This is a genomic window from Micromonospora sp. MP36, assembly GCF_008119785.1.
Taxonomy (GTDB): domain Bacteria; phylum Actinomycetota; class Actinomycetes; order Mycobacteriales; family Micromonosporaceae; genus Micromonospora.
Genome location: NZ_VSFA01000036.1, coordinates 53442 through 68497 on the forward strand (window position 1 = coordinate 53442; position 15056 = coordinate 68497).

Annotated in this window: 8 protein-coding genes and 1 pseudogene; 1 reads left to right on the forward strand and 8 read right to left on the reverse strand. The window is 68.6% G+C overall.

The genetic code is table 11. The features are described from left to right. Positions 1-216: 216 nt before the first annotated feature. The 5 genes and pseudogenes from FXF52_RS22560 to acs form a co-directional block, all read right to left on the reverse strand. The gene (locus FXF52_RS22560) at positions 217-2523 is read right to left on the reverse strand and encodes an immune inhibitor A domain-containing protein (protein ID WP_148799740.1); all 2307 of its coding nucleotides are present in this window, start codon (positions 2521-2523) and stop codon (positions 217-219) included. 368 nt (positions 2524-2891) lie between these two features. Next, positions 2892-5681, reverse strand: a complete 2790-nt coding sequence (locus FXF52_RS22565) for an immune inhibitor A domain-containing protein (protein WP_148799742.1) — start codon at positions 5679-5681, stop codon at positions 2892-2894. Between the two features lie 740 nt (positions 5682-6421). After that, a complete protein-coding gene (locus tag FXF52_RS44115) occupies positions 6422-7114 on the reverse strand; it encodes a hypothetical protein (RefSeq protein WP_370518016.1) in 693 nt (230 codons plus the stop codon). Beyond that, a pseudogene (locus FXF52_RS22570) lies at positions 7087-7237 on the reverse strand (DUF2637 domain-containing protein); the annotation flags it as partial. The pseudogene FXF52_RS22570 and the gene FXF52_RS44115, both read right to left, overlap by 28 nt. Before the next feature lie 444 nt (positions 7238-7681). Next, positions 7682-9670: an acetate--CoA ligase gene (acs, locus tag FXF52_RS22575; RefSeq protein ID WP_148799744.1), complete on the reverse strand. Its 1989-nt coding sequence runs from the start codon at positions 9668-9670 to the stop codon at positions 7682-7684. 247 nt (positions 9671-9917) lie between these two features. Here acs and FXF52_RS22580 point away from each other — a divergent pair, with 247 nt between their 5' ends. Then, a complete protein-coding gene (locus tag FXF52_RS22580) occupies positions 9918-10664 on the forward strand; it encodes an oxidoreductase (RefSeq protein ID WP_148799746.1) in 747 nt (248 codons plus the stop codon). Between the two features lie 32 nt (positions 10665-10696). Here FXF52_RS22580 and FXF52_RS22585 read toward each other — a convergent pair whose 3' ends face one another. From FXF52_RS22585 to FXF52_RS22605, 3 genes are all read right to left on the reverse strand, one after another. Next, positions 10697-11503, reverse strand: coding sequence for an HAD family phosphatase (locus tag FXF52_RS22585; RefSeq protein WP_148799748.1), 807 nt, complete (start codon positions 11501-11503; stop codon positions 10697-10699). A gap of 999 nt (positions 11504-12502) precedes the next feature. Beyond that, a complete protein-coding gene (locus tag FXF52_RS22595) occupies positions 12503-12715 on the reverse strand; it encodes a hypothetical protein (RefSeq protein WP_148799752.1) in 213 nt (70 codons plus the stop codon). A gap of 1549 nt (positions 12716-14264) precedes the next feature. Further along, positions 14265-14699: a hypothetical protein gene (locus FXF52_RS22605; protein WP_148799756.1), complete on the reverse strand. Its 435-nt coding sequence runs from the start codon at positions 14697-14699 to the stop codon at positions 14265-14267. Between the last annotated feature and the right edge of the window lie 357 nt (positions 14700-15056).

Genomic DNA, 15056 nt, shown 5'->3' on the forward strand with positions numbered 1-15056 from the left:
GCCGGTGAGACGTCCCACTAGTGGGACCACTGGTGAAGATAAACACTCCCGTGACGGGTGGGAAGACAGGCACGTCGATATGTAGCAGTTTTTTGATGGGAATACTCCTCACCGTCACATCCGCATCGGTCGATCGGGCAAATCGACCGAGGCGAGGGTACGCGAAAGGGCCGGTGGCGTTGCCGCCACCGGCCCTTCCGGTCTGGTGCTACCCGATCAGTTGGTGACCTTGACGACCATGTCGCTGGTCGGGGTGGTGCCCTGCTGCAGGATCTGGATCTTGGTGCCGGTGCCGGCCACCTTCACCGAGTTCCACGCGTTGCCCGAGTTCCAGTACGTCCCGATGCCGCTGTCGTCGAAGACCGGCTGCGGGTCGAGCGCTGGGACCGTGACCGCCACACCGTTCTTGTGGAAGGTCTGGGCCGGCTTGGCGTAGAGGCTGAACGTCGCGTCGTAGCCGCCGCGCCGGTTGGTGATCACGCCCTGACCCGGGACGTTGATCTTCTGCGAGCGGACGTCAACCGGGAGGTTGAGGCCGTAGCCCGGGTGCTGCGATGTGTTGTTGTCGCCGTACGCGTAGTTGACGTACCACACCAGCATGCCAGGGTGAATCGAGAACCGCTCCACCCAGTTCGGGCGGGTGTTGAGGAACCCGTAGTTGTACCCACCGGTGCGCAGCGTGTCGTCGTAACCGAAGTAGGTCCGGTTCTCGGCGATGTAGAAGCGGGGGTAGGTGGCCGTCACCGAGCCGCCCATCCGGGTCCAGCCCTTCGCGGTCCACTCGGCGGCCAGGGTCTCCGCGTCGTCGGTCCACGCCACGGTGCCGTTCTTGGTCAGCGCGATGTTGTCCAGGAACGGGCCCGCCAGGTGCACGCCGCCGTCGGTGGCGTAGCGGTAGCGGAACGTCACGCTCTTGCCGGCGTACGCCGACAGGTCGTAGGTCAGGTCGACCCAGTTGCCGCTGGTGGAGCCGTCGACACCGGTCTCGCCGGCGTCGATCAGCGAGTTGTGCAGGGAGGACCAGGTGGCGCCACCGTCCGTCGACACCTCGGCGTAGAGGTAGTCGTAGTCCTCCTCGATGTCCCACTGGGCCTTCGCCGTGATCGACGCGGAGGTCGCGCCGGTCAGGTCCAGGGTGCGGGTCAGCGTGGTGTTCAGGTCGTCCGCGCTGCCGCCCCACCACTCGTACGACCCGCCGAACGGCGTGTTGTAGTTCGTGGTCTGGGTGGTCGGGGGCAGGTTCACCACGACCGCCTGGGCCTTCGGTCCGTCGCTGTCGCCCGCCGGGCCGAGGGTCACCTGGGTGGTGCCCGAGCCGTAGTCGACGGTCGAGTGGTTCAGCCAGCCCAGGAAGAGCTTCGACCACGGGTCCATGTAGCCCGGGGTCGAACCGATGTCGTCGGTGCCGTGGCTCAGCCACGAACCCGAGGACATCAGGCTCCAGAAGCCGACGCCGTTGTCACCGCCCGCGGTGTCGTACAGGTCCGGCAGACCGAGGTCGTGACCGTACTCGTGGGCGAAGACGCCGAGGCCGCCGTTCTCCGGCTCCGTGGTGTAGTCACGGATCCAGAGCCCGGTGTCGCCGATCTGGACACCACCGGCCAGGTTGCCGGCGGGGCCGGCCTTGCCCTCGAGGTTGGGGAACGCCGCCCAGCGGTGCGACCAGATGGCGTCCTCGCCCTGGGCGCCGCCGCCGGCCTCCTCGCCCTCACCGGCGTGCACCGCCTGGAAGTGGTCGATGTAGCCGTCGGGCTCGTTGAAGTTCCCGTCGCCGTCGAAGTCGTAGCGGTCCCAGACGTCGAACTGCTTCAGGTAGTCCTTGATCTCCTGGGCCGACTTGCCGGCCTTGACCTGGGTGTCATACCAGGACGTGGCGGTGTCCTTGATGAAGTTCCAGTAGCCGTCGGCCTCGGAGATGTTGTTGCTGCCGTACCGCGCCTCGTTGAACGGGACCGTGATCCAGTCGCTGACGTCGCCGCCAACGGTGTACCGGCCACCGGACTGCTTCAGGTAGAAGTCCCGGAACGACTCGCCCTCGCCGTAGAACATGTCCATGTAGTGCTCACGGTGGAAGTCGGAGCGCCACAGGGTGCTGTTGTCGTCGGTGGGGCTGCCGTCCCAGTTGCGGTCGGGCTCGGGGATCTGGTTGACCACCGGGCCTGGGGTGCCGCCGGTGCGCGGGTCGGTCTTGTCGCCGAAGTTGACCAGCATCGTGAAGATGGGGTCTACCTTCGGCGCCTGCTGGTACTCGACGAACAGGTCGTCCTTCACCTGGATGACCTTCGAGCCGTTGCGCGTCTGAAGCTTGGCCTTGCCCTTCAGCAGGTCGGCGATGGCCTGCTTTCGGACCTCCCGCTGCTGATCCGACTTGGGATCCGGGAGGCTGTCCTTGCCGTGCTTCGCCTTGTCGACGCCGGGGGTGGGCTCCGCTGCCGGGGCGGCGGAGGCTGGCGCCGTGACGACACCGGCTGCCAGCAGCGCGGCCGCGGCCGAGGCCAGGCCCGCTGTGACTCGTCTCCTCAAAGGTCCTCCTCCTTTGTGGAACTGTTACATGACAGGAGCAGCCAAAGCCATCACCGTCATGTCATGCGTCACTCACAATGACAGAGGCCTCCATCGTTGTCACTGGTCAATCACTCCGGTGTGGGCACTTCTTACCGGGGCAAAATGGTGCTAACTGGCGCACGGATTTGACGGCGATTCACATTGCGTTTTGGCCACGATCACCGAGAGTGGCGGCGATTATGAAGTCCCCCAAGGGGAGCGCCGGGGCCGGGGAAAATGTCACACGGCATGACCGACAAATCTGTGGCGCGTAAGAAGGACGGGGCCCGTCCGGAGCAGTGTGCTCCAGACGGACCCCGCCAGGATGTTGCGACGCGCCGATCAGGTCACCGGGTAGCCGGAGTCACGTACACCGTGGCGTACGAGTTGTCCTTGGCCGCCTGCTTGATGGTGATCGAGACGCCGTACGCGACGCCCGCGTCACCCGGGTTGCCGGTGCCGAGGACGGTGAATCCGAGATTCGTGCCGTACAGCGCGGTCGCCGGGCTGCCATCCGGGTTGGTCACCCGGGTGGTGTACGGCGCGTTGCCACGCGACGGGATGACGACGGAGGCGTCGTTGTCCCGAGCGTAGAGTGCCCCGCCGCGGATCTCGATGCCCGGGTACCAGCCCCGGGCGTCGCTGAACGCCGGCACCGGAGCCTGTGCGCGGAAGTTGGTGCAGTACTCGCTGTACGGCTCGCCCGCCGCCTCCAGGCACTCCTTGAACGGGTACGTCGGGTTCAGGGAGAAGGCCGCGTTCGAGGACTGCGGGCGGCTGGGCAGGTTGTCCAGCACGGACGGGTCCTTGACGGCCGCCTCTCCCTGCCGGCGTAGCGGCTCGTTGTGCGAGTCGACGATCAGCAGACCACCCTTGGCGCCGTAGCTCGGCAGTGAGGTCAGCTGTGCGGTCACGTGGTTGACGTCGCCGAGCACGGTGTCCCGGTACCAGACCAGCATGCCCGGGGCGTTGTACGAGACCTTGTCGACCTTCCACGCTTCTCGCGAGTAGACCGTGTCGTAGGCGTACTTCAGGCCGGCGTCGAAGCCGTCGAAGTTGCGCCACTCGGCCAGGTAGTACTGCGCCTTGACCTGGCTGCCGCCGTCGGTGTGCCAGCCCGCGCCGGTGGTGTCGGTGAAGGTGCCGCCGGTGAGGGTCCAGCCGTTGGTGCCGTTCTCGGCGTCGTCGCTCCAGGTGGTGGTCCCGCCGCCGGTGACCGAGAGGTCGTCGGCGAACCAGCCGCGCTCCACGAACGCCGCGTCCGTGCAGTAGCGCAGCCGCACCTGCACCGTCTTCCCGGCGTACGCCGACAGGTCGACGTAGTCGTGCCGCCAGCCGTGGGTGTCACCGGTCAGGCCGTACTTCTTGTTGCCGTAGTCGGCCATCCGCCCGTTCGGGTCGCCGTAGCCGTCGTTGGTCGTGACCAGCTTGCCGGCTTCGTCGTAGACCTTCTGCTCGGTCCAGGTGGCGCCGCCGTCGGTGGAGACCTCGACGAAGCCCATGTCCCAGTCGGCCTCGATGGTGTAGTTGTTCCACATCCAGAACTTCGCGTCGGCGGCGTTCGGGACGTTCACCGTGCGGCTCAGCTTGACATCGGCCCAGTCCTGGTCGGCTCCCGAGTACCACATGTTGGCCCCGCTGTGCGGCTCGGCCAGGGTGATCACCTTGTTCGGCAGGTTGATCTTGATGCCGTCCTTGGTGCCGACCGGGGTGCGCGAGGTCTGCCCGAGCTGCACCGCCCGAGGGTCGTCGCCCGGGTTCATGGTCAGCGGGTCGGCCCAGCCGAGCACCCACTTGTCCCAGATGCCCATGTGGGTGGGCAGGGCCTGGAAGATCTCGCCGGAGTGCGAGCCCGAGGCCATCAGGTCCCAGAAGTCGACGTCCGAGTCGCTGTTGTTGCCCGACGTGTCGTAGAGGTCCGGCAGGCCGAGGTCGTGCCCGAACTCGTGGGCGAAGACGCCGAGGCCGGCGTCCTCCGGCTGCACGATGTAGTTCGACACCCGCAGGTTGGTGCCGGGGATGGTGTAGCCACCGGCCACCGCCGAGGAGTGCGCCCAGACCGCGTAGACGCCCTGGTCGCCGCCGCCGCTGGACTTGCCCTTGCCGGCGTGCACCAGCACCAGGTGGTCGATGACGCCGTCCGGCTCGTGGTAGTTGCCGTCCCCGTCCCGGTCACCTTGGTCTTCGATGTCGTAGTCGGCCCAGGGGAAGCTCGGGTCCATCTTGGCCAGCGCGTCGATGGCGTCAGTGGCGAGCCGCCCGGCACCCAGCGGGTTGTCCGGGTGGCCGTTCATCGACTGCTGCCGTCCGGCGACCCAGTTGCCGTTCGCGTCCCGGCTGCAGCGGGAGGCGGCGTACCAGGCCTCCGAGTGCGGCACGGTGATCCACGGGCTGGCCTGCCCGTCCACCGTGTACGCACCCTTCGACATCTCCAGGTACATGTTGTGCATGGTCCGGCCGGCCACGCTGATGCCCGGCTTGCCGTCCGGCCCGGTCAGGTCCTTGCGGACCCGCTCGGTGATGCCCTCCTTGGTGTAGAGCATCTTGTCGTAGTGCGCCGGCGAGAAGTCCGGCACCCACATCGAGTTGTTGTCCTCGTGCGGCAGGCTGGCCGGGTCGGCGATGTTGTTGTGCTTCGGGCCGTTCTGGACGGTGCCGGGGACACAGCTCCGGTCCTCGAAAACCGTCTTCGGCACCATGACGTTGGTGAAGTCGTCGTTCGCCTGGTCGTTGAACTCCACCAGCAGGGTCAGCAGCTTGGCGGTTTGGGTGCCCTTGGCCTGCTTGATCTGCCGCGGGCTCTTGCCGGTCTTGATGGCCTTGGCCTCCAGCTTGGCCAGCTCGCGCGCGGCCACCGGGTTGCCCCCGGCGTACTTCCGGTCGTAGGCCTTGGCCTCATCGGGGGCCGAGGTGAAGATCCCGTCCTTGCCCTTGACCTCCTTGCCGCCGGTATCCGGTTGCACCTCGGGTTCGGCGTAGTTGATGTAGAACTCGTCCGACCCGATCTTGGCCGGAGCCGGACCGGACGTCTGGGCGGCCGCGCTGCCCGTCACGGTCAGTGACGCTGCGGCGAGGGCGATGGCGGGCAGTGCGACGAGTATGCGCCGACGTGACCCGGATTGCGGAGAGATACTCATTCCGCTCCATTCGTGGGGCATGGGACAAGAAGATCGGCCGGTGCTCGGCAGTGATGCCCGTCGAACCGGTCCGATGTGGCTGAACCTAAAGGAGAAGGCGCCCTCACCGACAGAGGGCGGGTTGTCGCTCTACCCGTTCAGTCAGCCGGACTCCGCCGACCGAACGAGGGTCGCGGCTCGGGGAGGGCGCGGGCGTACTTCCGCGCGTCCGTTCCGAAAGTCGCGCGGTTTACGCATGGGCGGCCCCTTGGGGGGACACCCCAAACATGGGGTGTGTCTGGAGCAGATTGAGGTCTGTGGGAGTGGGCCTGACCTGGGCTGTCAGTGGGGTCGGGGGGTCGGTTCGGGGGTCAGCATCAAGGCGGACAGGCAAACGGAGATCGACACCGACGCCCACACGGCATCCCAAACCGTGACGAGGGTGTCGCTGGACGTGTGATGCGGGTCGGTGACGACGCTGCTGGCGCGGGTAGGGGTTGTTGAGCTGGTTCAGCATCTGGTCGCTCCTTTATCAGGGTGCTTGGGCGGGCGGGTGCGTGCACTGGCCGCCCCGTTGGGGCGGCGGGCGGGCTGGCGTGCGTTCTGTCAGGTCGGGCTGGTGGGCGTTCTGTCAGGTCGGGCCGGTGGGCGTTCTGTCAGGTTGGGTCAGGTTCTGTCAGACGGCGGGGTTCCTGACAGCCGCGCGGCTGGTCTCCCAGGGGGAGGGGTTGGTCTGACAGGAGTCGCCGGTGATGGTTCTGTCAGGTGTTCTTCTGGTGTGACGGATCCGGTGGGGGTGGGGTGGTCTCGGCGCGTAGGACGCGCAGCAGCGCTGTGGCGGTGGCGTTGGACAGTTGGTGCCCGTCGGCGCGTAGCTGTCGGGCGAGTTCCTTGCGGGACAGCGGCGTCCCGTGGGCGGCGAGGGTGCGGGCGGCGGTCCGGGCGGCCGGGACCAGGCCGCTGATCTCCGGGCCACGGTCCCGGACCGGCATGTCGCTGACGTGCCGGTCCGGGACCGCCGGGTCCGCCGCAGTGGGGACGGTGGTGGTGGGGTCCCGGACCGTGGCAGTCCTCGCGGGGACCGGCACCCGCGGTCCGGGGACCGGCTCGCGGCTGTCCGGGACCGCAACGCCACGAACCGGCGCCGGTCCCGGCACGGTCCGCGTGGGCTGGGCGGCCGGGACCAGGCCGCTGGTCTCCGGGCCACGGTCCCGGACCGGCATGTCGCTGTCGCGCCGGTCCGGGACCGCCGGGTCCGCCGCAGTGGGGACCGTGGTGCTGGGGTCCCGGACCGCGGCAGTCCTCGCGGAGACCGGCACCCGCGGTCCGGGGACCGGCTCGCGGCTGTCCGGGACCGCAACGCCACGAACCGACACCGCTTCCGGCACGGCCCGCATGCGGGCGGTGTGGTCGGGTGGGGCGGGGTCGGCGCGGCCGAGGGCAATCTTCACCATCGTCAGGAAGCCGAGCGCCGGCAGCGCGGCAGCAACCCAGCCGATGACAGACGCTTCCGCCTCCACGACCTGGGCGGCCAGGGACAGGAACACCGCCACCGTCAATACGGTCGCGGGAAAGGTGGCATGCCGAGACGCCGGTTACAGCGCAGTTCCGGACCAGCAGCGAGCCGAAACACCATGCGCCAAGGTCCGCCAGCGACGCGACAACCCGCCCGATGTCAAGACGGCCCGAAGTCTTGGGCGCGTAGCAGCTCTTTTGGGGCGGCGATCGAGAGGATGTATCCATCCTGCGTCTGACGATCTGGATGCGCTGTCGGTGTGGCTGTCGCCATCATGACCATCCGGGTCGCGTTCTTTGCGTGGCCCCCGAGGGGTTTGCAACGGAAGCGCCGCCGTCTCGGCGCATGCGCACCGCTGCGGATCTCGATGCCCGGGCACCAACCCTTGGCATCGGCGAACGCCGGCATCGGGGCGGTGCCTCCATCGAACTCACCACGCGTACGTCCGAAACGACGATGGGTGACGGCCTGTCTTGGCCGTCACCCATCCCGGGTACGCCTGCCGTCAGTCCTCGTCGGACTTGCCGCCACCCATGCCGGAGGAGATCAGCTCCATCACCGAGGAGTCCTGGAGCGTGGTCACGTCGCCGAGCGAGCGGTGCTCCGCGACGTCCCGCAGCAGCCGGCGCATGATCTTGCCGGAGCGGGTCTTCGGCAGCTCGGGCACCAGCATGATCTGCCGCGGCTTGGCGATCGGGCCGAGCGTCTTCGCCACGTGGTTGCGCAAATCGGCGATGAGCTGCTCGCCGGCCTCGCCGGACGTCTCCGCGGTGCCGCGCGGGATGGCGAACGCGACGATCGCCTGGCCGGTGGTCGGGTCGGTCGCGCCGACCACCGCCGCCTCGGCCACCGCCGGGTGGCTGACCAGCGCCGACTCCACCTCGGTCGTGGAGATGTTGTGCCCGGACACCAGCATCACGTCGTCGACCCGGCCGAGCAGCCAGATGTGCCCGTCGTCGTCCTTCTTCGCCCCGTCACCGGCGAAGTAGACCCACTCGTCGCCGGCGTTGGCACCGGCCCCGAACCGCGACCAGTAGGTCTCGATGAACCGGTTGTCGTCGCCCCAGATGGTGCGCAGCATCGACGGCCACGGCTCCGTGAGCACCAGGTAGCCACCGCCGCCGTTCGGCACCGACTGGCCCTGGTCGTCCACCACATCGGCGACGATGCCGGGCAGCGCGGTCATCGCCGAGCCCGGCTTGGCCTCAGTGACACCCGGCAGCGGCGAGATCATGATCGAGCCGGTCTCGGTCTGCCACCAGGTGTCGACGACCGGCAGCTGACCCCGGCCGACGTGCTGCCGGTACCAGATCCACGCCTCCGGGTTGATCGGCTCACCGACGCTGCCGAGCAGCCGCAGCGAGGACAGGTCGTAGCCGGCCGGGATGTCCTCGCCCCACTTCATCATGGTGCGGATCAGGGTCGGCGCGGTGTACAGGATGGTGACCTTGTACTTGTCGACGATCTCCCAGAACCGACCCTTGTGCGGGGTGTCCGGGGTGCCCTCGTACATCACCTGGGTGGCACCGTTGGAGAGCGGGCCGTAGACGATGTAGGAGTGGCCGGTCACCCAGCCGATGTCGGCGGTGCACCAGTAGACGTCGGTGTCCGGCTTGAGGTCGAAGACCGCATGCGTGGTGTACGACGTCTGGGTCAGGTAGCCACCGGTGGTGTGCAGGATGCCCTTCGGCCGGGCGGTGGTGCCGCTGGTGTAGAGGATGAAGAGCGGGTGCTCGGCGTCGAACGGCTGCGCGACGTGCTCCGGCGAGGCGGCCTCCACCGTCTCGTGCCACCAGTGGTCCTTCTCCGACCAGGCGACGTCCTCGCCGGTGCGGCGGACCACCAGCACGTGCTCCACCGACGGGCACTTCGCCACCGCCTCGTCGACGGTCGGCTTCAGCGCCGACGGCTTGCCCCGCCGGTAACCGCCGTCGGCGGTGATCACCACCTTGGCACTGGCGTCCTGGATCCGGTTGGTCAGCGCGTCGGAGGAGAAGCCACCGAAGACCACGCTGTGCGTGGCGCCGATCCGGGCGCAGGCCAGCATGGCGACCGCCGCCTCCGGGATCATCGGCAGGTAGATCGCCACCCGGTCGCCCGCGGTGACGCCCAGGTCGGTCAGCGCGTTGGCCGCCTGGCAGGTCAGCTTGTGCAGGTCGGCGTAGGTGAGGGTGCGGGTGTCACCCGGCTCGCCCTCCCAGTGGATCGCCACCTTGTCGCCCCGGCCGGCCTCCACGTGCCGGTCCAGGCAGTTGTACGCCACGTTGAGCTGCCCGCCCACGAACCACTTCGCGAACGGCGCGTTCGACCAGTCGAGCACCTGATCCCACTGCTTCGCCCAGGTCAGCCGGCCGGCCTGGCGCGCCCAGAAACCGAGCCGGTCGCCCGCCGCCTCGGCGTACGCGTCGGCCTTGACGTTGGCGTTCGCGGCGAGTTCGGCCGGCGGCGGGAACTGCCGCGTCTCGTTCAGCAAGTTGGCCAGTGCCTCGCTCATGCGGTGCTCCTTCGTCGCGTGACCTGCGTCTCGTACGCCGCTGAGGTTAGTCGCGCGGTCGCCGCCCCGCGACAACCCGGTCCGACCTCGCGCGCCCAGCGGCCCCCGGCGCGCGCCCAGTTGTAAGGAAAGGCCCCTTCCTGACGCCTCCGGTAGCGAAGGGGCCCTGTTACGGGGCCGGGTGGTTCGCGTCGCGTTGTCGGCGGCTGGTGGTCGCGCGCGGCCGACTGGTCGCTAGCGTGGCGGGGTGACCACCGATCCGCTCGCCCCGCTGCTCGCGCTCGCCGACATCGCGCCCGCCGTCGAGCGGGCCCGCGAGCGGGTCGACCAGGCGCACCGGCACCGCGCGCTGCGCCGCCACGGTGGCCAGGTCGCCGCCGAGGTCAGCCTCCGCTCCGCCGTGGCCAGCGCCGCGCTGGAGGGCCGGGTGCACGACCGCGAGGAGGTACGCGCCGGCACGGTCACCGACCCGCTGCTGCAGGGGGCGCTGCGGGTGGCCGGGGCGCTGCCCGGGCTGAGCGACCTCTGGCCGAAGGCTCCCCGGCAGGTCCTGGCGAGGTTGCACGTCCTCGCCGCCCGGGACGTCGTCGCCGAGTCGGAGCTGGGCCGACCGGTGTCCGACCCGGTGGTCGCGGCCCGTCTCGACGGGTTGGCCGGGCTCGTCGCCGGCGGCACCCGGGTGCCGCCGCTCGTGCTCGCCGCCGTGGTTCACGGCGAGCTGCTGAACCTGCGTCCGTTCGCCGGCCCCTCCGGGGTGGTGGCCCGGGCCGCCGCCCGACTGGTGCTCATCTCCACCGGTTTCGACCCGCGTGGGCTGGTCGCCGTCGAGGTCGGCCACCGGGAGCGGGAGCCCGAGTACGTCGGCGCGGCCGGCGCCTTCGCCACCGGCACCCCGGACGGACTGCGCTCCTGGCTCCGCCACTACATGACCGCGGTCGAGGTCGGCGCGGACCAGATCGCCCTCATCGGCGACGACATCCTCGCCGCCACCTGACCCCGCGCTCCCGGCCTCCCGGTCTCTGGCGGTCAGGTGGTGGGGGTGGCGGCGCGGGTGCGGCGGTGCCGGCCGTACCAGGCGATGCCGATGGCCACCCCGACGCCGACGCCGAGGGCCGCCGCGGCAACCGGCACGGCGGGACGCTCCCGCAGCCGCCGGCCCAGCGGGACCGGGTGCCGGAACTCCAGCACCGGCCAGGAATTCTCCACGGCCAGCTTGCGCAGGGCCCGGTCCGGGTTGACCGCGGTCGGGTGCCCCACACACTCCAGCAGCGGCCGGTCGCTGTACGAGTCGGAGTAGGCGTACGAGTCGGCCAGGTCGTAGCCGCGCTCGACGGCCAGCTCGCCCACGGCGTCGACCTTGCTGGGGCCGGCCGCGTAGAACTCGACCTCGCCGCTGTAGCGGCCGTCCTCGACCGCCATCCGGGTGGCGATCACGTCGGTGACGCCGAGCAACTCGCCGATCGGCCGGACCATCTCCTCGCCGGAGGCGGAGACCAGCACCACGTCCCGGCCGGCGGCCTGGTGCTCCTCGATGAGGGCGGCGGCCTCGGCGTACACGTAGGGGTTGATCAGCTCGTGCAGCGTCTCCGCGACGATCTGGCGGACCTGTTCCACCTGCCAGCCCTTGCAGAGCGTGGCGAGATAGTCCCTGGTCCGGGCCATGGTCTGCTCGTCGGTGCCGCCCAGCCGGAACATCAGCTGCGCGTACGCCGACTTGACCACGTCACGCCGTGTGATCAGCCCGTCCCGGTAGAACGGCCGACCGAACGCCAGTGCGCTCGACTTGGCGATGACGGTCTTGTCCAGATCGAAGAAAGCGGCGCTTCGGCCCACGGCGCGAAAGTCTAGCCCGAGGGCCGACGGCCAGCGCGGCCCCCGGGGGCACCCCGGCGGCGGCCAGATGCGCCGGGTCCGTCGCGAAGTGATGACGGTCACACTCTGCGAACGTGAATTAGCGGTGTGTGGAGCCGACACCACTCGACGTATACGGGTCCGCTGCGGCATGCTTGTGCTCGCGATGAGAGTTCACCTCTCGTCGTCTGAAATGCCCTCGGCGGTTGCACCCCCCGTGGCCGCTGAGCGGGTTCGGCTCGACCCCCCCGGAGCCGAACCTCACGACGACCCCCGTCTCCCCCCGACGGGGGTCGTCCCTTTGCGGAGCGCTGCTCCACAGCAGGTCACAGGCCCTCCTCGTCCTCGTTCAGGGCGCTTTCCGCCGAGGCTTCCTCGTTCTGAAGCAGCAGAGAGGCAGCAGAGCTGTCGAAGGAGCACCCCGCCAGTCAGACCAGCACGCCACCACGCCGAGCGAAGTGCCCGCCCCGCCTGCTCCTGCGCCATCCGCACGACCCGGTCATTGACCTTCACACCCTCGGCCGCGGTGGCGGTCCAGCCCAGACGCCGCAGCGCCATCCACGCGTTCGATGGGAGCTTCCGGCCGCCGGCGTCCACGCCGGAGGCGAGCACCTCCACATCGTCCGCGTTCCAGCGCTCCGCCAACAGGCCGGAGACCATCCCCGCCACCAGATCGGCACACCAGTCGACACGTCGCGCAAGCACCGCCCGGGACAGGACCTCACCGGTCCCCTCGTCCACCCCCGTCCGCAACAACGCGCGGGCACACCCGGTACGGGAGGCCACGCCCGCAGCCAGCGGCAGCCTTCGGCTCACCGGCTCGCCGCCTCGACAGCCATCGAGGAAGACCGGTGCTCACGACCGACCCACGTCACCAGAATCCCCCGCGGAGTCAACTCAAAGACGAAACATCACGGGATGGACACCGAAACGCTTCGCGGCCTTTGAGAGCCGAAAACGTTCCACACGATCAATCTACGATCACTGACGATTCCTAATCAAATTGGTCAGCCTGCCGAAGAGGTCCTCTCGGCTGATCGTCACCGGCTTGACGTCCCGTGACCGGTCCCGTGGCAGCCTCACACCCTCGGCCGGGTTGGCGGCGATCAGCCGGGCCTGGACGGCCGTGCGGAGGATCATCGAGAGCAGTTGGTAGCACTTGGCGACAGTGGTGGGGGCGAGCTGTCGGCTCAAGGCGGCCCTGAACGGGCCGCACGCGCCGCCGCTTGGGCGCGTGTCCGACGCTCCGCTGTCGCTCCACGTCGGCCACGCAACACGCCCGGCGGCTGGCGCCGAGAGCGGGAAGCCCGGGGGCCGCCGCAGACGGTAGTGCCGAGAGTGGTTGAGGTTCGGGGGCCGGCAGCCGGCCGCGCCGCGCCCGAGCAGCGCGGCGCAGGGAAGGGCACGCCGGGTCCGCGCGGCGAGTCGCGGCGGCGGGCCGGTCGCGGTCACTGCGCCTCCGGCGGGGGCGCAACGACTCCAGGATGGCCGGGGCTCCGTCCGCGCGTTGCGGTCCGTGGGTGGTTGCACATGCCATCCCGCCAGCCGACGACCCGGGCGAGCCGAGCAGACCACCGCCCGGCCCGCCAGCGTCCGTACGTGCGTAGGTCCGCTTGACGTGGCGGACCGGGCGGCGGCCCGCTCCCCAGAGGGCGGGTCGGCGGCAGACAGTGGGATGGCAGTTGGCGGCGTGCTAGCCGAGGAGCAGCGCCAACAACCCAGTCAACGCAGCGAGGAAAGCGGCGAGGGCCGTGAGCAACTGGGCCGTGGATCTCACGGCGGGGAGAAGCATCCTCCGCCAGTTGCTCTTTCTCCTTGACCCGTACCGAGCAGGGGCTGTCTGTGTCACGGGACCTCCGATGATCGTGGTACTCAGGGCGGCTGGTGTCTTCGGAGGACATTCAAGATGCAGGCAAGACGCTCGGATGTAACCCGCTGGTTACATCGCTTGCGGCAGAGATCACTCCCATTGAGGTCGATCGACCAGGCGAGTGACTTACTGGGTTCGACGAAGACGATCGCGCCTGGACGGCCATGAACGTTCGGGGACCATGCGGGCAGGTCGGCTTTACTGGTCGTCCAGCTCGACAGCACCTGATCATTCCTTCGGGACGAAGGGGTCAAGCTCCGCCGCGATACGGCAGCCAGCGGAGCTTGACATCCATAGGAGCATCGGGATGGCGACAGGTGAGGACCGATACGGGCCGCTATCGACTCACCCCAGATCCTGTTGGGGCGCGAGAAGGCGGTCCGCCAGCTCTGCTGTATCAACTGTGCCGTCGGGGTCAACGCTGATGGGAGTGGCTCGACCATCGGTGTGGATAAGCCAAGCAAGTACCGCCTCAGTTAGCGGCGTGCCGTCGTACCCGTCGTTCCAGTGGGCGCGCCATCCACCCCCAGGTACGACGCCTGCAACACGCTCTCCACGTTCCAAGTGAGAGAAGTCCGGCCAGTCGGTGACGGGTCGTAGCGCACCACGTTGAGGATCCACGACAAGCGCCACCTTAGTAGCCGGATCCCACGCCTCCACTGGTCGCATGCGTCCGCTCTCGGTCTCCGTCCCGGTAAAGATCGCCGTCCAACCAGTCGCACTGAAGTACCGCATTGATCAATTCTCGCACTGCAGAGGGCACCCGCGAGACCCCAGCTTAGGACAGGCTTCCTGGCTGGGCCTTCGATTGCGGCTGGATGGTCTAAGACTGCCCGACGAGGAGATTTGCGTTCGTTGCGGATTGGCGTGGCTTCAGCAACGCGGAGGCTCAAGCGTCGTAGGGCTCTCGTCCAGTGTGCCAACGCGTAGTTGCACCTGGTCCTCCTGCCATTCCTTCCGAGACCCGGGTGGCGGCATCTCCACTCCGGCAATGCCGGCGGGGGCGGCAAACTCCCTACGAAGCTGATAGATCAGTTGCTCGGCTTTCTGTCGCGCCAACGGGGAGTTGTCGGGGTCGGCGAGGCTCAATCCCAGCACGGCTGCATCGTCGTCGGTGATCGTGATCATCGCCCATGAGTATTCGGAGCTACGCAGGTAGAGCGTAAACGCGTCGCGGTCGCTCCAGCGGAGGTCGGCCAGAGTTGAGGCGTCGGCGTCGGTCGGCGTACCAGTGATGTAGGTGCGTGTGAAGGCGGACAGCCGTTGATCACCAGGGCCGTCGGTGTTGACGTAGCGGTCGATGAACATCTGGAACACCTCGGGGGCACGCTGCGGTACCCACACGTAGACATCCCAGCAGAACCCAACGCCAGACACAGGCTCACGGTACAGCCGGATCGCGGTTAATAACCGGCAGCGAGCACGTCTTGCGCCAAACGGAACCAATTGGCGGGACGGTGAACGTCAGAATGACCATGTCGCTCCTGGATGTTTCACGGTGAGGTGAACTGCCGTGTCTCGTCCTGTGATGACACCCGGTTTGGATCTAGGGCGTGTCTCCTGGATCTTGCGGCGTGGTTCGGCTATTCATGTCTGTCGTGGGTGGACGGTTCGAGCTGACGGATGTCGAGTACGCGCGGATCGCGCCGTTGCTGCCGGCGATGG